The 18,136-nt window shown below is 60.2% G+C and carries 16 protein-coding genes; 3 read left to right on the top strand and 13 right to left on the bottom strand.

Annotation, left to right across the window (positions count from 1 at the left end):
* Positions 1-9: 9 nt before the first annotated feature.
* On the bottom strand, positions 10-1,488 hold the full coding sequence (gene zwf, locus TSA66_RS09070) for a glucose-6-phosphate dehydrogenase (RefSeq protein WP_040039765.1): 1,479 nt from the start codon (positions 1,486-1,488) through the stop codon (positions 10-12).
* A 127-nt stretch (positions 1,489-1,615) separates the two neighbouring features.
* A complete protein-coding gene (pgi, locus tag TSA66_RS09065; protein ID WP_040039764.1) occupies positions 1,616-3,265 on the bottom strand; it encodes a glucose-6-phosphate isomerase in 1,650 nt (549 codons plus the stop codon).
* Between the two features lie 262 nt (positions 3,266-3,527).
* Here pgi and edd point away from each other — a divergent pair, with 262 nt between their 5' ends.
* Positions 3,528-5,456 (top strand): phosphogluconate dehydratase, encoded by a 1,929-nt coding sequence (gene edd, locus TSA66_RS09060; RefSeq protein ID WP_040039763.1) that lies wholly within the window; start codon positions 3,528-3,530, stop codon positions 5,454-5,456.
* Complete coding sequence (locus TSA66_RS09055) at positions 5,453-6,076, top strand: bifunctional 4-hydroxy-2-oxoglutarate aldolase/2-dehydro-3-deoxy-phosphogluconate aldolase (RefSeq protein WP_040039762.1); 624 nt, start codon at positions 5,453-5,455, stop codon at positions 6,074-6,076. Before edd ends, TSA66_RS09055 begins: the two co-directional genes overlap by 4 nt.
* A 9-nt stretch (positions 6,077-6,085) precedes the next feature.
* On the opposite strand, the gene TSA66_RS09050 is transcribed toward TSA66_RS09055, so the two are convergent.
* From TSA66_RS09050 to TSA66_RS09010, 9 genes are all read right to left on the bottom strand, one after another.
* Positions 6,086-7,252, bottom strand: coding sequence for an ABC transporter permease (locus TSA66_RS09050; protein ID WP_040039761.1), 1,167 nt, complete (start codon positions 7,250-7,252; stop codon positions 6,086-6,088).
* Positions 7,249-8,406 carry an ABC transporter permease gene (locus TSA66_RS09045; protein WP_040039760.1) on the bottom strand — a complete coding sequence of 386 codons (1,158 nt, stop codon included), beginning with the start codon at positions 8,404-8,406 and terminating at the stop codon, positions 7,249-7,251. Before TSA66_RS09045 ends, TSA66_RS09050 begins: the two co-directional genes overlap by 4 nt.
* Before the next feature lie 2 nt (positions 8,407-8,408).
* Entirely contained in the window at positions 8,409-9,086 is a 678-nt protein-coding gene (locus TSA66_RS09040; RefSeq protein WP_040039759.1) for an ABC transporter ATP-binding protein, read from the bottom strand.
* A complete protein-coding gene (locus TSA66_RS09035) occupies positions 9,083-10,303 on the bottom strand; it encodes an efflux RND transporter periplasmic adaptor subunit (protein WP_040039758.1) in 1,221 nt (406 codons plus the stop codon). The genes TSA66_RS09040 and TSA66_RS09035 overlap by 4 nt, the downstream gene beginning before the upstream one ends.
* Positions 10,304-10,572: 269 nt before the next feature.
* Positions 10,573-12,207, bottom strand: coding sequence for a hypothetical protein (locus tag TSA66_RS09030; RefSeq protein WP_157691640.1), 1,635 nt, complete (start codon positions 12,205-12,207; stop codon positions 10,573-10,575).
* 159 nt (positions 12,208-12,366) lie between these two features.
* On the bottom strand, positions 12,367-13,527 hold the full coding sequence (locus TSA66_RS25475; protein WP_052452193.1) for a helix-turn-helix transcriptional regulator: 1,161 nt from the start codon (positions 13,525-13,527) through the stop codon (positions 12,367-12,369).
* Positions 13,528-13,578: 51 nt separating this feature from the next.
* Positions 13,579-14,562 (bottom strand): GGDEF domain-containing protein, encoded by a 984-nt coding sequence (locus tag TSA66_RS09020; protein ID WP_040042361.1) that lies wholly within the window; start codon positions 14,560-14,562, stop codon positions 13,579-13,581.
* Positions 14,563-14,564: 2 nt separating this feature from the next.
* Positions 14,565-15,179 carry a chemotaxis protein CheC gene (locus TSA66_RS09015; protein ID WP_040039756.1) on the bottom strand — a complete coding sequence of 205 codons (615 nt, stop codon included), beginning with the start codon at positions 15,177-15,179 and terminating at the stop codon, positions 14,565-14,567.
* A 2-nt stretch (positions 15,180-15,181) separates the two neighbouring features.
* A complete protein-coding gene (locus TSA66_RS09010; RefSeq protein ID WP_040039755.1) occupies positions 15,182-15,541 on the bottom strand; it encodes a response regulator transcription factor in 360 nt (119 codons plus the stop codon).
* A gap of 152 nt (positions 15,542-15,693) precedes the next feature.
* Here TSA66_RS09010 and rpiA point away from each other — a divergent pair, with 152 nt between their 5' ends.
* On the top strand, positions 15,694-16,365 hold the full coding sequence (gene rpiA / locus TSA66_RS09005) for a ribose-5-phosphate isomerase RpiA (RefSeq protein WP_040042360.1): 672 nt from the start codon (positions 15,694-15,696) through the stop codon (positions 16,363-16,365).
* A gap of 76 nt (positions 16,366-16,441) precedes the next feature.
* Here the strand turns inward: rpiA and TSA66_RS09000 are convergent, their stop codons facing one another.
* Entirely contained in the window at positions 16,442-16,714 is a 273-nt protein-coding gene (locus tag TSA66_RS09000) for an oxidative damage protection protein (RefSeq protein ID WP_040039754.1), read from the bottom strand.
* A gap of 65 nt (positions 16,715-16,779) precedes the next feature.
* The gene (gene argA, locus TSA66_RS08995; RefSeq protein ID WP_040042359.1) at positions 16,780-18,090 is read right to left on the bottom strand and encodes an amino-acid N-acetyltransferase; all 1,311 of its coding nucleotides are present in this window, start codon (positions 18,088-18,090) and stop codon (positions 16,780-16,782) included.
* Between the last annotated feature and the right edge of the window lie 46 nt (positions 18,091-18,136).

Raw genomic sequence — 18,136 nt, 5'->3', positions numbered from 1 at the left:
CCTGTTTTTTTATAATTCTTCCGGCAGCGATTCTTCGCGCCATTGCAAGCCGTCGCGCCCGATCAAGGCACTGGCCGCCGCCGGTCCCCAGGTACCGGAGGTATAGGGCATCGGCTCGATGCCTTCCTGTTCCCAGTAATTGAGGATGGGCTCGACCCACTCCCATGCGGCCTCCAGTTCGTCGCTGCGCATGAACAGGGTGAGCTGGCCGCGCAATACATCCAGCAGCAGGCGCTCGTAGGCTTCCATGCGCGGCTGCTTGAAGGTTTCGCGGAAATCCAGTTCCAGCTCGACCGGACGCAGGCGCATGCCGTCGCCTGGAGTCTTTGCCATCAGGTTCAGCTGCAGTCCTTCGTCGGGCTGCAGGCGGATGATCAGGGAATTGGGCTGGAAGCTGCTGTTGGGCTGCGCAAAGATCGAATGCGGGATCGACTTGAAACGCACCACGATCTCCGCCAGCTGGTCGGCCATGCGCTTGCCGGTGCGCAGATAGAAGGGGACGCCGGCCCAGCGCCAGGTTTCGATCTCGGCCTTGACCGCGACGAACGTCTCGGTGCGCGACCCCGGATTGGCGCCCGGTTCCTTGCGGTAGCCGGGCACGGCGACGCCGTCGACATAGCCGGACCGGTATTGGCCGCGCACCACGTTCTGCACCAGCATGTGCGGCGTGAAGCGCTTGAGCGAGCGCAGCACTTTCAGTTTTTCATCACGCACGGCGTCCGGCGTGGCGGCCACCGGCGGCTCCATCGCGACGATGCACAACAGTTGCAACAGGTGGTTCTGCAGCATGTCGCGCAAGGCGCCGGCGGTGTCGTAATAGTCGAGACGGTTGCCGACGCCGAGTTCTTCCGCAATGGTGATCTGGACATCGGAGATCCATTCGCGCCGCCACAGGGGTTCGAACAGCACATTGCCGAAACGCAGGGCGAGCAGGTTCTGTACCGTTTCCTTGCCAAGATAATGGTCGATGCGGAAGATCTGCGATTCGGCAAAGACGCGGCCAACCTCTTCATTGATCTGTTTGGCGCTGGCAAGATCGCGCCCCAGCGGTTTTTCGAGAACGACGCGCGAATTCGGCGTGGCCAGCCCGCAGGCGGCGAGGTTGTGGCACACCGTGGCGAACAGGCTGGGCGGCGTGGCCAGGTAGAACACGCGATTGATGCCGGTCGTTTCCTGACGCATGGCATCGACCAGTGCCTGGTAAGACGCGGGGTTCATTGCATCGAGCGCGACGTAATTGATGCGGGCGCAAAATGCATTCCACGCCGCTTCGCTAAAATTGCCGGACGCGATATGCGGCTTCGCGTTTTTCTCGACTTCAGTCAGGAATGCCTCGCGGCTCCATTCGTGCCGTCCGATACAGATAATGCGGGCGGTGGAGGGAATATCCCTGCAGCGCTCACGGTTGTACAAGGCGGGCAACAGCTTGCGCATTGCCAAGTCGCCGCTGCCGCCGAATAAGGCCAGGTCAAAATCTGTAAGGGCCATGATGTGAGGTTGATTTGGGTTAACAGAAGTCGGCAATCAATGACTTTTTAGTTTAGGCGACTTTTTACCGTAGGCGAGAAGAAAGCGCGAACCCGTGCGCACGTCGCTTTACTTCCTGCTTTCGATATCAGCGCCCCAGCGCTTCCCTGGCGCGCGCGATGAGTGCATTGGTCGAGCTGTCATGCGCCTTCGGATGCGCATTGCCGATCAATTCCGTCTCAATTGTTTTCGCCAACACTTTGCCCAGCTCAACACCCCACTGGTCGAAGCTGTTGACGCTCCAAACCACGCCTTGCACGAATACCTTGTGCTCGTACAACGCAATCAAGGCGCCCAGCGTGGCCGGTGCTAATGTATCCATCAGAATGGTATTGCTGGGATGGTTGCCGGGGAACGTTCTGTGCGGAATCAACACATCGATTTCCGCTTCATCGATCTGCTGCGCACGCATTTCGGCCCGCACTTCGTCGGCAGTTTTGCCGCGCATAAATGCTTCCGACTGAGCAAAGCAATTTGCGAGCAGCACGGTATGGTGGCCGGGGAGGTCGTGCGCCGGTTTCAGCGCCGCAATGAAATCGACCGGCACCATTGTCGTACCCTGATGCAGCAGCTGGAAATAGGCATGCTGGCCATTGGTGCCGACATCGCCCCAGACGACCGGGCAAGTGGAATAATCAACAGCCACTCCATCGATTGTCACGCACTTGCCATTGCTTTCCATTTCGAGTTGCTGCAGATAGGCGGGAAACTGGCTTAAGTCTTGGTGGTAAGGGGCGATCGACAGCGATGTGCTGCCGAAGAAATTGCGGTACCAGATGCCTGTCATCGCCAGCAACACGGGCATGTTGCGTTCCAGCGGCGCGGTGCGGAAGTGCTGGTCCATGGCATGGCCACCGCCGAGGAATTCGGCAAAGGCGTCGAATCCGATGGCCAGTGCCACGGGCAGCCCGATGGCCGACCATACCGAGTAACGCCCGCCGACCCAGTCCCAGAACGGAAACATGTTTTCCGGATCGATGCCGAAATCCCTGACTGCCTTCGTGTTGGTCGATACGGCGACAAAATGTTTCGGCAATGCCGCTTCGCCGGCGCGGGCAAGGAACCATTCGCGAGCCGACTGTGCGTTGAGCATGGTTTCGCGCGTGGTGAAGGTCTTGGAAGCGACGATGAACAGCGTGGTTTCCGGATTGAGCTTTGCCAGTACCGCATCCAGGTCATGGCCGTCGACGTTGGCGACGAAGTGCATGGTCAGGCGCGGATGGATGAAGGAGCGCAATGCGCGGCAGACCATTTCCGGACCGAGATCGGAGCCGCCGATGCCGATGTTGACGATATCGGTAATCGGCTTGCCGGTATGGCCAGTCCAGGCACCGGAGCGCACCCGGTCGGTGAAGGCCTGGATATGATCGAGCACCGCATGAACCTCTTGAATCACATTCTGTCCATCTACCATCAGAATGCTGTTGCGCGGCATGCGCAGTGCGGTGTGCAGGACGGCACGATGTTCCGTGACATTGATCTTTTCGCCCGCGAACATGGCGTCGCGCCGTTCTTCCACGCCGCGCTCGTGCGCCAGTTGAAGCAGCAGCTGCACGGTCGTCGCATTGAGCCGGTTCTTCGAGTAATCCAGCAGCAGACCCGCTGCTTCGACCGAAAAGCGATCAAAGCGGTCCACGTCTTGAGAAAACAGGGTGCGCATATGCCATTCCCTGGCTTCAGGGTAATGCGAAGCAAGTGCCTGAAAGGCCGGTGTAGTGGTCAGCGATGACGGGTGCATGGCAGGCGGTCGGAAAATTCAATTTGTTTAACTATACATCATGTTTAAGTAAATTCACTACAATTTGTTTTGCATCTTTGAATACATTTTGCGCTGCCTCAGGAGGTTGTATTTCGACTGTGCTCTGATTCTCTGAAAGGGATGTCGTGCGTCGTTTTTCTGGCTGCATTCTCTGAGAGGTTCTGCAGAAAATTGATTGATCTGAATCAGTAAGATAAGTGTAGTAAAATTTCAAAAACAACTCTTCCGCGGGAATGCTTCCATGGCTCTCCATCCTGTTCTGCAGGCGGTCACCGATCAGATCGTCGCGCGCAGCCGGCCCTATCGCAACGCCTACCTGGCACGAATCGAGGCGGCGCGGGGCAACACCGTGCATCGCGCCGCGCTGGCCTGCACCAATCTCGCCCACGGCTTCGCGGCATTTCCTGCCAATGACAAGCTCAAGCTCAAGCAGTTGCATAACCCGTCGGTGGCGATCGTATCGGCATACAACGACATGCTGTCCGCGCACCAGCCTTTCGAGCACTTTCCTCCGATAATCAAGGACGCGGTGCGAGAGGCAGGCGGCGTGGCGCAGTTCGCCGGTGGCACGCCCGCCATGTGCGATGGCGTCACGCAAGGCCAGCCGGGTATGGAGCTGTCGCTGTTTTCGCGCGACACGATCGCAATGGCGACCGCCATTGCACTGTCGCACAACATGTTCGACGCCGCGGTCTACCTCGGCATCTGCGACAAGATCGTGCCGGGACTGTTGATCGGCGCCTTGCATTTCGGCCACCTGCCGGCAGTGTTTGTACCGGGCGGCCCGATGACGACCGGGATTTCCAATTCCGAAAAGGCGCGAGTGCGCCAGTTGTATGCCCAAGGCAAGGTCGGGCGCGAGGAGTTGCTGGAGTCGGAATCGGCGTCTTACCATGCCCCGGGTACCTGTACCTTTTACGGTACCGCCAACAGCAACCAGATGCTTATGGAAGTCATGGGGCTGCACCTGCCGGGTGCGGCTTTCATTCCGCCCAATACCCCGCTGCGCAAGGCATTGACTGCGGCTGCCGGCAAGCGCGCGGTAGAAATCAGCGCGCAAGGCCAGTCGTATATCCCGGTCGGCCGCGTGGTCGACGAAAAGTCGATCATCAATGCGGTCGTGGCGCTGCTGGCAACCGGTGGCTCCACCAACCACACGCTGCACTGGATCGCGGTGGCGAAAGCGGCCGGTATCGTGATCGACTGGAACGACTTCGACAAGCTGTCGTCGGTAGTGCCGCTGTTGACGCGCATTTATCCGAATGGGGAAGCCGATGTCAATTATTTCCAGGCGGCGGGCGGCCCGCCATTCGTGATCCGAGAACTGCTCGATGCCGGCTTGCTGCACGATGACGTGACGACGGTCATGGGGCAAGGCTTGCGCGCGCACTGCGTCGAGCCTTTCCTTGAGGATGAGGCGCTGGTGTGGCGGCCGGCGCCGCAGACCAGCGGCGACCTCGGCGTATTGCGGCCTGCAGGGGAGCCGTTTTCAGCCGATGGCGGATTGCGCCTGGTGTCCGGCAATCTCGGCCGTGCCATCATCAAGGTATCCGCCGTCAAGCCGCAGCACCGGGTGGTGGAAGCGCCGGCCCTGGTGTTCGATTCGCAGGAAGCGCTGATGGATGCCTACAAGGCAGGCAAGCTCGATCGCGACTTCGTGGCGGTCGTGCGCTTCCAGGGGCCGCGCGCCAACGGCATGCCAGAGCTGCATGCGCTGACGCCGGCGCTCACCAACCTGCAGGATGCTGGGCGGCATGTCGCGCTGGTGACCGATGGCCGCATGTCCGGCGCATCCGGCAAGGTGCCGGCAGCCATTCACGTGTCGCCGGAAGTGCTGGCTGGCGGACCGCTTGGACGCGTGCGCGACGGCGACATGATCCGGCTGGATGCCGAGGCGGGAGTCTTGCAGGCGCTGGTGCCGAAAGTCGAATGGCAGGCGCGCACCGTCGCCACAGCGGATCTCTCAGCCAGCCACGTCGGCATGGGGCGCGAGTTGTTTGCCACCTTCCGTAATGCAGTGAGCGAAGCCGAGCAGGGCGCCGCGACCTTCGGCTTGCCGCTGCCGCTGCACATGCCGGAGGAAACGGACAACTGTCTGGCCGTTCCGCAATCCGAAGCATACTCGGATGAAGATTTCCTGTTCTCACGTCCGATGGAAAGAAAGACATGACACTTCTTGAAATCATGCGCGCATCGCCGGTGATTCCGGTGATCGCAATCGACGCCATCGAACATGCCGTGCCCTTGGCCAAGGCGCTGGTTGAAGGCGGTATCCGGGTGCTGGAGGTGACCTTGCGCACCGAGCATGGCTTGCCGGCAATTCGGGCCATGACCGAACAGGTGCCGGGCGCAATCGTCGGCGTCGGAACCCTGACCCGGCCCGAAGAGTTCGTCGCCGCACGTGACGCCGGCGCGGTATTTGGCGTATCGCCGGGTCTGACACCGCGCATGGTCGAGGCAGCCAAAGCGAGCGGCTTGCCATTGCTGCCTGGCGTGATGACGCCGTCCGAAGTGATGATGGCGCGCGAAGCGGGATTCCGGCAACTGAAGCTGTTTCCGGCAGTGCCGGCCGGCGGCGTCGGGATGCTCAATGCAATCGCGGGGCCGCTGCCCGACGTGATGTTTTGCCCGACTGGTGGCATTTCACAGGAAACGGCACCGCAATTCCTCGCATGCAAGAATGTCGCCTGCGTCGGTGGATCGTGGCTGACGCCCAAAGACGCGATCCGGAACGGGGACTGGAAACAGATTACTTCGCTGGCGGCGGCGGCCAGCAAGCTGCGCGCTTGAGTCGCACAACTAAGCCGCGCGCAGTGAATCGACAATCTTCATGCGCCCGGCACGCAGTGCCGGCAGGAAGCCGCCGACAAAGCCCATCAACAGCGCGAACAAGAGCGACTTGGCCACAATCGCCGGGTTGAGTGTGAAACCGAATGCAAGCTCGGAAAACGACTGGAAGTTGATGGTCGAGAACGAGAGAAATTGCATGAAGGACGCAAAGAATAGTCCGACCACGCCGCCGATCAGCGCCAGCAGCAGGGACTCAGTCAGAAACGCCGCCAGGATGCTGCGCCGCTTGAAGCCGAGCGCACGCAGCGTGCCGATTTCCGCCACGCGGTTGGCAACCGATGCGTACATCGTGATCATGGCGCCGATCATGGCGCCAATTGAAAAGATGATGGACAACGTCATGCCGAGGATGCTGATGAAAGTGGACAGCGCCTTCGACTGGTCGGCATAGAACGTCTGTTCGCGCTTGGCTTCCAGCGTCAGGCGCGGGTCGCTCTCGATATCCTTCTTGAATGCGTCGAAGTCGTGGCTGTCGTTGAGGCGCACGATGACGGACGAATACACGGGACGGCGGAAGGCCTGCATCAACTGGTCCGCATCGCCCCAGATCTCCGAATCGAAGCCGCTGTTGCCGGCGTCGAATGTCCCCACCACGGTCCAGTCGCGCTGGCCGAAGCGTAGCGTTTCGCCGATGGCGGTGCCGGAAAAGCGCTTGGCGATGCCGCTGCCGGTAATGATTTCTGACGCGCCGGGGCGGAACATGCGTCCGGCCGACAGCCTGACCTGCGGACGCAGCGCAAGCCCGACGGGAGACACGCCGCGGATCACCACGTTGGCCGGCTTGTCGGTGCCGCGCTTGTTCAATGCGATCAGCACCACCGTTTCCTTTGACGCCAGCGGTTGTCCGTCGGCGCCGAGCGCAATCGACGGATGGCTCGCCGCAATCGTCGCCTGGTCGCGGTAGACGCCGCTCTGGACCTCGGTTTCCGAGGCGCGCCGGATCAGCACGACATTGTCGTATTCGCCGGTGGTGACGAGGGTTTTCTTCAAGCCCTCGTCAAGCATCAGCACGGTGGCAAACACGAACACCACCAGCGCCAGCCCGGCGGCCGTCAGCAGCGTCGTCAGGCGCCGGGTCCACAGGTTGCGGGCGATATAGCTGAGCGGGATTTTCATCCGATACTCCGCAGGCCGTCGACGATATTGACGCGCATCGAGCGCAGAGTAGGGGCGATCGCCGCGACGATACCGACCGTGAGCGCGGCGAGAGCCTGCAGCAGCAGGGTTTGCGGCGCGATCTCGAACACAGGAAACAGTGTGCCCATCTTGGCGCTGAATGCATGCGCGACTGGAAACAACAGCACGATGCCGATGGCGGCACCCACCAGCGCGATCAGGAGCGATTCACCGAAAATCAGCAGCGCGAGGAACCCCGGTCCGAAGCCAAGCGCCTTGAGCGTGGCGTACTCGGCCAGCCGTTCGCGTGCGCTCATCGCCATGGTATTGGCCATGACTGCCATGATGATCACGATGACCACGAAGGACACTACGCGAATCGCTACCACGATCGCCTCCGACATCGACACGAAACCCAGCTGGAAAGCCTTTTCGGTTTCGGTCAGCGTTTCTGCCAGCGAGTTCTTGAACTGGCGGTCGATGGCGCCGGAAATGGCGGCGGCATTATCGGGATTATCGATTCGCACGACATACAGGCCAACCTGATTGCCGCGCCGTTTGGAGGTTTTCAGCAGCGTTTCATTCAGGTAGTCCCAGTGGAAGAAGAACTGCGAGGTATCGGTGGTTTCTTGCCTGCCGTCGTAGATGCCACGCACCACGAATTCCCACTGGCCGGGGAAGATCGTACCCTTGATGGGAATGACGTCGCCGAGTTTGAAACCATATTGTGCGGCGAGCTTGCTGCCGACGACGCAGCCCTTGCGGTCGCGCAGGAAGGCGGCGCGCTGGTCTTCGTCGAGCACGAATTCCGGATACAGGTCGAGATAGCTGCGCCCGGAAATCGCCAGTTGCGGGAAGAAGTTTTTCGGTTCCTGATAGATGCCGCCGAACCAGTTGGCGTAGGCCACGCCGGTGACGCCCTCGATGCCGCGTATGCTGTTCTCGTACGACAGCGGCAATGGAAAAACCAGCGAAATCGCGTTGCGCGTTACCAGCCGGGTATTGGAGGCGGCGTCCGCGCCGGCATACCAGGCGCCCACCACCGTCTGCAGCAGGCCGAACGCCAGCGTTGCCACCACTAGTCCCAGCACTGTCAACGATGTGCGCAGCTTGTGTCGCAGCGCGTTCTTGAGGATCAGTTTGAGGACTTCCATGATTACTCTCTGAGCAGCTCGCCCTTGTCGAGATGGACGATGGAGCGCGCGCGCTGCGCCGCATGCGCGTCATGCGTCACCATGATGATGGTCTTGCCCAGCTCCTGATTCAGGCGCTTGAGCAGGTCCAGCACCTCGACGGCGGACTGGCGGTCCAGGTCGCCGGTCGGTTCGTCGGCGACGATCAGCGTCGGATCGGTGACGATGGCGCGTGCGATCGCGACACGCTGCTGCTGGCCGCCCGACAGTTCGGACGGATAGTGGTCCAGGCGGTCGGACAGGTTGACCATCGCGAGCGTGAGCTCGGCGCGCTCGCGCCTTTCCCTGCGCGACAGGCCAGTCAGCAGCAGCGGCAGTTCGACGTTTTCGACGGCGCTCAGCACCGGCATCAAGTTGTAGAACTGGAAGATGAAGCCAACGTTGGCGGCGCGCCAGTCGGCCAGCTCCGCTTCCGACAGCTGCGTGATATCGAGGCCATTGACCAGCAGGATGCCGCTGTCGGGCTTGTCGATGCCCGCGATCAGGTTGAGCAGGGTGCTCTTTCCCGAGCCGCTCGGGCCCATCAGCGCCGTGAAGTCGCCAGCGTCGATGGCAAGCGTAATGTCGGTCAATACCGGCACCGCCTGGTCGCCGCGCCGGTAGGATTTCACCAGGTGCCGGATATCGACCAGCGTGCTCATTTCTTCGCCGGCGCAACTGCGCTGCCGTCTTTCAGTTTGTCCCCCGGATTAAGCACCACCTTGTCGCCGGCTTTGATTCCGCCGACTTCCAGCAGCTCGCCAATTTTCCTGCCCGTGCTCACCGAAGTTTGCCGCGCTTTGTCGTCCTTTACCGCGAACACGACCTTCCTGCCGTCACGCTGCACCACGGCGCCGCCCGGAACCGCAGTGACCGGCTTCTCGTCCTGCGGCGGCACCGGATGCGACAGGAAGGCGACTTTCGCGCTCATGTCCGGCAAGATGCGCGCATCGCGCTCGATGAAGCGCACCTTGACCAGCAGCGTGGCCTTGGATCGGTCAACGGTCGGCACCATGCGCGATACCACGCCGGCCAGACGCAGGTCGGGAAACGCATCGAGCTGTATCTCGGCGGCCTGGCCAACGCTGATCTTGGAAAGATTGGATTCGGAGACGTCGGCTTCCACTTCCAGCGTATCCATATCGGCAATGGTGACCACCGCTCCCTTGCTGTCGGTGGCAGAGGAGAACGGCGTGATGTTGTCGCCGACATTGGCATTCTTGGTCAGAACCACGCCGTCGAACGGCGCGCGGATCATGGTCTGGTCGAGCGCCACTTGCGCCGCCTGCCTGCTGGCTTCGGCCGCGGCAATGGCGGCGCGCAAGCCGGCAATCGCCGCCTGCGCCTTGTTGTAGCGCGCGAGTGCAGTGTCGCGGGTTGCCATCGAGATGAACTTTTGCTGCAGCAGTTCCTGCGAACGCCGGTATGCCTGCTCCGCGTCGCGCAATTCCGCCTGTCCCTGTTCCAGGTTGGCACGGGCGACCTGCACGTTGGCCGAGGCTTGGCCGAGGGCAGCCGCCACATCCCGGTTTTCCAGGCGCGCGACCAGTTCATCCTTCTTGACGCGGCTGCCTTCGAGCACGCCCAGCCATTCCAGGCGGCCGGTCGCCTTCGAGGACAGCGCCGCCTTGCGCTGCGCCACTACATAGCCGGTGGCGTTGAGCAGGGTGTAATTCTGCGACGGATAGGCTGTGGCAACGGTTACCGTTTCCACGCTGACGGGGCCGCGCAGGCGGGTGGCAATGGCGAGCGTGACGCCGAGTACGATGAGGATGGCAATGGCGATGCGGCCCCAGCGTCTGCGCCGTCCCTGCGGATTGCCGCCAGATGGCGTTGCGTTTCGATCTATTTTTAATTTTGAAAGGTCGGGGGCGTCCAATTCGTGTCCTCGGTGGGTTGGTGCCTCAGCGAACAACTGACGTTTAAGGAGCGAGGCCGGGATTTCGTGCGGGGCCGTAAGAGCATCATGCTGAAATTATAATGCCCGGCTATGCGTACCGGCGAAGACGCATGACTGACCGCATAACGGGTAGGTACTGTAGTCAATCGCAAAAAAAAAATAGGGGGCAAGCTGCCCCCTATTGATCTTGCCAGCGATCACCCGTTATTCGATAAACGAAGTGGAGAGCGGTCGCTGTGCGATACGGATCATCGTTTTACCGAGAGCGTGAATCCAGGCACATTGGGAGCGGTAACTGCCGTTGACGACACAATATTGACGCTTCCGTTGGTGCTCAAGCCCATGCCGATTGCGGTCATGCCGATTCTGGCTGGTGCAACGCCAGTAACTGCCGGGCGAAGACGCATTCCGGTCCAAGGTTTATTCCACTGATAGGTGTCCGTACGATCTGCGGTTACACCATCATCGAAATGCTGCACTATTGTGCCTGCAGCGGCGTCTGTCACGACGCTTGTTCCGGATTCAATCGTGGCTCCGGTCCAGGCGCTGCTTCCAGTGCCGCCCGAGTAGCCAGCATATCCCTTGACCTGGTACCACACGGAATTCGGTTCGATTTTCGATGTGTCAATAGCTTCTTGCTTGGCCGCGATCAGGAAGGTCTCACTGTCTGCCAGCACCAACAGTTTTTTCCCGTTCGGTGCCTTGTAGCTGTAGGCCTTGGTCGGTGTGGTCGTGTCGGGAGCAAGGAAATCGACGCTGCCATCGCTGTTGAGTGTGCTGGAGAAGCTTGCAGTTATGCCACACGTATCAGAATAGTCCGTATTGCCACATACCTTGACGCTACCATCGGTATTTACTTTAAAGGTACCGATTTGCGCATTCGGTCCGGTTGCATTGTTACTAAGTGACGCAGGGCCAGCGCCCTGAACGAAATAGCCGGAAAGATTATATGTGTCTCCGAAGACAGACTTATCAAATGGCTGGGTCGGAAGCGCAATACCAATTACCTTGGTAGTGGTGTCTTTGTAAATGGCAAGGCCGGAACTGGCAAAATTGACTGTAACGGTGCCGCCGGTAAATTCGCAAGCATACGTGCTGGACGCTTTAAAGGCCTGCGGCGTCGGGTTGTCGTCAAAGCTAATGGTTTGTTTGGAAAAATCGACATTAGCAAACGAGACTGCACCGGTGTGGTTAATCAGTGTGTATTTTCCCGATTTTGCTACTGCACAGCCGGTTGGCGCTGTTGCAATTGTCGTTGCCGCATCGCTTAAATTGGGCAGTGCGGTTTTTAGCTTGTCGAGCAACTGATCCTGCGTATCGCCAGTACCAGGAGTTGTAACGGCTGCGGTCAATGGTGTTCCGACGAAATCTGTATCGGCCAAGGCGGTAACATCGATGTCATTTGCCTGGAGGAAGCTAATTACCGTATCTTTTGCTGCTTTTAGAGCGTCGCTGGTGATTGCTGTTGCTGACGGCGCCCCATCGGCAAGGGCATCAGGATGCTGTTGCAGCAAGGCGGCAACGAGCAATTCGGTTAGCGGCGTGATGTTCGCTGTCGCCGAAGTGCCGGTACCGGAAACTACTGAACGCAAGGTCTCGCCATTCGCGGTAACTTCCAACGCACATGGCAAGGTCGCTCCCGCTACGGTAACAGTGTAGGTACCATCCGCTTTGGTTGTTGCAGTTCCTGATCCACCTTGGCATTTAACGCTGACTGAGCTATTTGCAATAGCCAAGCCCGTGGCTGCCGTGCCACTTAGAGTCAAACTTGACGATGTATTAGTGGAAGTGGAGGACGAGCCGCCGCCACAAGCCGCAAGAGCAGCAGCTACCGCGCTTGCGAGGATTAATCCCTTCAGCCTCATCTTGCCTTGTGCATTCATGATGTAAATCTCCCTCTGGGGTCTTTAATGGGTTAGTTAATTCTTATAGGAAATTGCACATCGAATGCTAATTGATTTATGTCAAATCGAATATCACCCGAACGGGTGACTCAAGGGCAGGACGGGCCGGCAGCGCAATACCGGTCAAGCTGAATTTCGTTAATTCGGGCTCGTGCGATCGGCCAGAAAATACGCCGGGCTGGCCAGCAGCATCGAAACCAGCTCGGTCTGGCGGTTGGTGCCGGTCTTGGCAAAGACGCTCTTGAGCTGGGATTTCACCGTATTCGGCGAAACCTTGCGTTCTCGGGCGATATCCTCGAGTGTGCACCCTGCGCACAAGGCTACCGCCAGGCCGGCTTCCGCCTCGCTTAAGCCAAACAACTTGCGTACCCGGTCTGCGGTTAGGCTGGGCGCATCGTCGGGGTCGAAGACGAAGAGCAGGGCAGCGCCATGCGCCTGTCCTGCGTCGAGCCGCAGTGGTGCCACCATGAGCATCAGGGGCAGGCGCTCCGGTCGCGGCAGCAGCACGACTTCGTTCAAGGGCGCCGCACCGCCGCGGCTGGCCTGGATCGCGCTGGCAATCTCGTAATTCAGCTTGCGGCTGGCTTCCACATTACTTGCCACCAGATGCCCGTCGTCCAGGCGTAACAGGCTGTTCTCCGCCAGCAGCGCCTTGGCTCGCTTGTTCAGGTGGGCGGCGCGGCTGTGCTCGTCGAAGAAAATCGTCGGCATTGCCAGCAGGTCCAGGCCGCCGGCAAGGAAGTCCTGCCCCAGCTGCAGTTCGGCAAAGCGCTCCCGCATCTGCAATGCGCGCTGCATATGCGGCATGAGCAAGTCCAGCATGTCCACTTCGGCGCGCGAGAATGCCGGTTGCGCCGGAGCGCGTTGCAGGATGATCTGGGTGCACCATGCGCCTTCGCGCAGCACAATGGCGCCGGCGGCATAGGCTACGCCTTGCGGCTCCAGCCATTCGCGGAAAAACCGGGTCTGTGGGAATCGTTCGGGGTTTGCGACGTCGAGGTTACTGGCGTAGAAGTGCGCCACGGGAGACGCGACGATATGCTGCGCCAGCATGTCTTCCTGCGCATAGTCGAGCGCGTATCGCTCCACCCAGTCCGGCGTGATTCCGCACAGCCAAAGCCCTTTGACTTCGTGTGTTTCAGCGTGATGAACGATCAGCGTGACCGCCTTGAGGTCGAAGGATGTCACCAGCGCTTCGATAAAGTCCTGGAAGCCGTTCGCTGACGTGACCCCGTCATACAGCTTGGCGAGCAATGGGTCGATGGAGACGTGCAACGGAGTTTGTGCATCTGTAGTCATCGCTTGCTTCCCTGTCAAAGGTCTGCCCGGCATCAAGGCGGTGCTATCGGCCTATACGTTAATGGCCTGTTCGTCGTTGTACACCGCGACACCATTACGCCCGGAACGTTTGGCCTGGTACAGCGCGCGGTCGGCTGCATGGATCAGGCTGCCGCTCTTGGCGATCAGTTCCGGCACCATCGTGCTCACGCCAAGGCTGACCGTCACCTGCGGAGCAACGCCCGAGTGGCCATGTTCGAGTTCCAAGGACTCGACTTCGGCGCGCATTGCCTCGGCAAGCTGCAGCGCGCCATTGTTGTCGGTATCCGGCAGGATTACCGCAAACTCTTCGCCGCCGTAGCGCGCCAGCAAGTCGCGCGAACGGTTCAGCACGGCGCCGAGCGCACTGGCGATGCGCACCAGGCATTGGTCGCCGCGCTGGTGGCCGTAGTTGTCGTTGTAATCCTTGAAGTAGTCGACATCGATCATGATCAGCGACACCGGCATTCTGGTGCGCTTGGCGCGGCGGAATTCATCTTCCAGGTGCAGGTCGAAGTGCCGGCGGTTGGCAATGCCGGTCAGGCCGTCGACCAGGGTCTGCGATTCCAGTTCGACCGCCATTTCGCGCAGCTTGCGTTCCCGCGACACCGCCATGCTGACATCGGTGATTTGCACCATGCAGTGGCGCGGCAGGCCGGGAACTTCCAGCGGCATTACATGGATCGCCTGCTGCAGCCGGGCGCCGCCGGCTGCATCGGCCGGAGCGGCAAAGAGCGGGAAGGGCGCCTTGTTCAGGGTCTGGGAAATCAGCGACGCGAAGTTGTTGCGCAGGGCCTCGCGGATCGCGATATGGGTGCGACCGTCCACCATGTCGGGAAACACGTCCGCAAACGGCTTGCCGAGCACGGAAGGCGCGGGCAGGTGAGAATGCTGCTCGATCCAGTGATTCCACAACACTACGCGCTGCTCGCTGTCGAACACGATGATGCCGGTGCGAACCGCAGTCAGGACGCTGGTGAAAAGCTGCAGGCGGGTTTCCGGGAGCGTGGTCGGCATGTTCATCCCATCAGCCTGGCGAGATAGTCATCGACGTACTGCTGCAGGTCGTGCAATGCCGGCAGGTCGAGCAGGAAGGCGACATAGCCGTGGATCTGATGCTTTTCGATATTGAAATCGATCTTCAGCGTCAGCACCACGCCGTCCCATTCCTTGCCGGAGACAGCGAGGATGTTGTCGCCGGTGCCGACATGGTACAGCGGCAGCGAGCCGTGCAACTCCTTGCCCGATGCATTGGCGAATGCGCCCATGCAGCAGTTCAGGATAATGTTGCCGATTTCGCTCATCGCCTCCTGCTCCATTTCCGACAGCTCTTCCATGGACAGGCTCTGGCCAACCATCAGGCGCACGATCTCCAAGCTTTTTTCCTCGGGGAACATGAGGAAGGCCTCGGTGTTGAAGGCACCTTCGAAATGCTGGGTGATGGCGCAGATGCGGCGCCCTTCCTGGCTGCCCAAGGTTTTCGCAACTTCGGCGCGGCTCTGGAATGCGATCATCGGCACCGACATGGTGACTTCTTCATTCACGATGCGGCTCATGGCCGCGGCGGCCTGTCCCACACCGAGATTGAAAATTTCAAGCAGGGCGTCGTGCTGAAGTTCGCTGAGCTGGAACATGGCTAGTTCCCGAGAGTGGCGATGATCTGGTCGATGCGGACTTCGGTAATCGGTTTTTCGGCAAAACCGATGCCAAGCGCGGCGGCGCGCTCGCGGATTGCGTCCTGCACATTGGCAGTCAGCAGCGTGATGCGCGCTGTCGGGCACTTTTCCTGGATTTTCTCGACCGCCGCCAAGCCGCCCATGCCGGGCATATTGAGGTCGAGCAGGACCAGGTCGGGGGTCACGCTCTGCAGCTTGTCGATTGCTTCTTCGCCGCTGGCGGCTTCCGCAATAGTCCAGTCGGAATGCTTTTGCAGGATGAATTGCCGCGACAGCATGCGCGAAACCCGGCTGTCGTCTACTACGAGGACTGTTGTCATTTTTGCACTGCAGGTGATTCAAACATATCTAAAAAATACTCCGCGATAAGTCTACCTGCGAATAGTGGCGGCGGTTCGTTTTCCCGAGAAAAAATATGCTATTGCAGGCCGCCGCGCTTAAAATAGGCACATTCTTTTTTTTGCAATACACCATGACTCAAGACGAACTGAAACAGGCAGTTGCGCGCGCGGCTATCGAATACGTACCGCAAGGTGAAATCATCGGCGTGGGAACCGGCTCCACCGCCAATTTCTTCATCGACGAACTGGGCAAGATCAAGGACCGCATCAAGGGCGCGGTCGCATCGTCCGAAGCGACCGCGCAGCGGCTGAAGTCACACGGCATCCCGGTGTTCGACCTCAACGACGTCGAGCGCCTGTCCGTGTATATCGATGGCGCCGATGAAATCACGCCGCACGGCGCCATGATCAAGGGTGGCGGCGCGGCGCTCACGCGCGAGAAGATCGTCGCGTCGGTGGCTGACCGGTTCGTCTGCATTGCCGACGGCTCCAAGCTGGTCGGCGTGCTGGGCGCCTTCCCGCTGCCGGTCGAAGTGATCCCGATGGCGCAGGCGGCCGTGGCGCGCAAGCTGGCAGCACTCGGCTGCGAGGCGCGCCTGCGCATGAAGGACGGCCAGCCGCTGATCACCGATAACGGGTGCCAGATCCTCGACCTGATCGGCCTGAAGATCGATCGCCCGGCCGAAATGGAAGCGCTGATCAACAACATGGTCGGCGTGGTCACAGTCGGCCTGTTCGCGCAGCGCGGCGCGGATGTCGCGCTGCTGGGGATGGCGGAGGGCGTGAAGAAGATGACGTTCTGACGACGCACCTTCAGCTGCAAAGAAAAAGCCCGTTGAATCGCTTCAACGGGCTTTTTTGCTCACAGGCGATGCGAGCTTACTCCGTCGGCGGCACGTAGCCGGCAGCCTGGTCGGCGCCCTCGCCGAAGAAGTGGCGCTCCATCTGCGTCGCCAAGTACTTGCGCGCCCGCGCGTCGGCGAGGTTCAGGCGGTTTTCATTGACCAGCATGGTTTGGTGCTTGAGCCATCCGGCCCAGGCTTCCTTCGACACGTTTTCGTAGATGCGCTTGCCGAGTTCGCCCGGATACGGCGGGAAATCCAGACCTTCGGCTTCCTTGTTCAGTTTAATGCAGTGGACCGTACGGGCCATGTTTTACTCCTTGTGCGTTCAAAAAAATTCTGCCATGTCGGAAGCGGCATGATGCGCCGTTTCATTCAAAGCTGTTTGATCAAGACCAGCGATTTTCGTTGCCAGTTATACATGTGCTGCCGGTCTTTCGGCAAATCGTCGACTGTCGCGTGCACGAAGCCGCGCTTGAGGAACCAGTGCGCGGTGCGCGTCGTGAGCACGAACAGCTTGCTGAACCCGGCGGCGCGCGCGCGGTTTTCCATGTGCTTCAGGATGCGCTCGCCGTCGCCCTGGCTTTGCACTTCCGGGTTGACAGTCAGGCATGCCATTTCCGCCATCTTTTCAGCCGGGAACGGATACAGTGCCGCGCAGCCGAAAATCACCCCGTCGTGCTCGATGACGGAGAAATAGTCGATTTCACGCTCGATCAGCTCGCGTCCGCGCTTGACGAGCGTGCCATCGGCTTCCAGCGGCTCGATCAGCTTGAGGATGCCGCCGACGTCTTCAATGGTCGCTTCGCGCAGCGTTTCCAAGTTTTCCGTGCTGACCATGGTGCCGACGCCGTCGTGGGTGAAGATTTCCAGCAGGGCCGAGCCATCCATTTCAAACGGCACGATATGCACCCGGGGCACGCCGCCGCGCGACGCCTTAACGCAGGCTTGCAGGTAAAACGCGGTATCGGCCGGCAACTGGCCCGTCTTCAGCAGTGCATTGGCTTGCGCAGCAGTCAGTTCGCGTACGTCGCGGCCTTCCGCATCGGTCATCAACGGCGTTTCACTGACGAAAATCAGCTTGTCAGCATGTAAAGCCGTTGCAGCAGCGACCGCCACGTCTTCCATCGTCAGGTTGAATGCCTCGCCGGTCGGCGAAAAGCCGAGGGGCGACAGCAGCACCAGCGCGCCGGCACTTAAGATCGGATGGATGGTCTCATAGGCAATCTTGCGGGCGACACCCGTGAATTCGAGGTCGACGCCATCAATCACGCCGAGCGGGCGTGCAGTTACAAAGTTGCCGGAAATGATACGGATTGCCGCATGGGCCATGGGAGTGTTCGGCAAGCCCTGGCTGAATGCGGCTTCAATATCCAGGCGCAATTCGCCGGCCGCCTCTTTCACGCATTCCATCGCTGCGGCATCGGTGATGCGCAGGCCGTTGTGATAATGCGCCTTCAGGTTGCGCAGCGCGAGCTGTTCTTCCACCTGGGGGCGGGAACCATGCACGATCACGACCTTGATGCCGAGCGCATGCAACAGGGACACGTCCTGCGCCAGCACCGGCAGCGCGCCGGCCGTTACCAATTCGCCGGGAAAGGCGACGACGAAGGTCTTGCCGCGAAAAGCATGAATGTACGGCGCAACCGAGCGCAGCCATTGAACGAATTGAATTGGATTTTCCATGTTCCGCATTATATACAGAGCGACCTGCGACGACTGCGCCAGCGAT

The organism is Noviherbaspirillum autotrophicum, assembly GCF_000818395.1.
In the GTDB taxonomy this organism is placed as follows: Bacteria; Pseudomonadota; Gammaproteobacteria; order Burkholderiales; family Burkholderiaceae_D; genus Noviherbaspirillum; species Noviherbaspirillum autotrophicum.
Note: the sequence above shows the minus strand (reverse complement) of the source record. Positions and strands in the feature narration are given on the sequence as shown.

Excerpts from the sequence above, each read along its gene's own strand:
- TSA66_RS25475 (WP_052452193.1), bottom strand. The coding sequence starts at position 13,527 with ATGACTACAGATGCACAAACTCCGTTGCACGTCTCCATCGACCCATTG.
- TSA66_RS09010 (WP_040039755.1), bottom strand. The coding sequence starts at position 15,541 with ATGACAACAGTCCTCGTAGTAGACGACAGCCGGGTTTCGCGCATGCTG.
- pgi (WP_040039764.1), bottom strand. The coding sequence starts at position 3,265 with ATGCACCCGTCATCGCTGACCACTACACCGGCCTTTCAGGCACTTGCT.
- TSA66_RS09040 (WP_040039759.1), bottom strand. The coding sequence starts at position 9,086 with ATGAGCACGCTGGTCGATATCCGGCACCTGGTGAAATCCTACCGGCGC.
- TSA66_RS09030 (WP_157691640.1), bottom strand. The coding sequence starts at position 12,207 with ATGAATGCACAAGGCAAGATGAGGCTGAAGGGATTAATCCTCGCAAGC.
- zwf (WP_040039765.1), bottom strand. The coding sequence starts at position 1,488 with ATGGCCCTTACAGATTTTGACCTGGCCTTATTCGGCGGCAGCGGCGAC.
- TSA66_RS09055 (WP_040039762.1), top strand. The coding sequence starts at position 5,453 with ATGACACTTCTTGAAATCATGCGCGCATCGCCGGTGATTCCGGTGATC.
- TSA66_RS09020 (WP_040042361.1), bottom strand. The coding sequence starts at position 14,562 with ATGCCGACCACGCTCCCGGAAACCCGCCTGCAGCTTTTCACCAGCGTC.
- TSA66_RS09050 (WP_040039761.1), bottom strand. The coding sequence starts at position 7,252 with ATGAAAATCCCGCTCAGCTATATCGCCCGCAACCTGTGGACCCGGCGC.
- argA (WP_040042359.1), bottom strand. The coding sequence starts at position 18,090 with ATGGAAAATCCAATTCAATTCGTTCAATGGCTGCGCTCGGTTGCGCCG.
- TSA66_RS09045 (WP_040039760.1), bottom strand. The coding sequence starts at position 8,406 with ATGGAAGTCCTCAAACTGATCCTCAAGAACGCGCTGCGACACAAGCTG.
- edd (WP_040039763.1), top strand. The coding sequence starts at position 3,528 with ATGGCTCTCCATCCTGTTCTGCAGGCGGTCACCGATCAGATCGTCGCG.
- TSA66_RS09015 (WP_040039756.1), bottom strand. The coding sequence starts at position 15,179 with ATGTTCCAGCTCAGCGAACTTCAGCACGACGCCCTGCTTGAAATTTTC.
- rpiA (WP_040042360.1), top strand. The coding sequence starts at position 15,694 with ATGACTCAAGACGAACTGAAACAGGCAGTTGCGCGCGCGGCTATCGAA.
- TSA66_RS09000 (WP_040039754.1), bottom strand. The coding sequence starts at position 16,714 with ATGGCCCGTACGGTCCACTGCATTAAACTGAACAAGGAAGCCGAAGGT.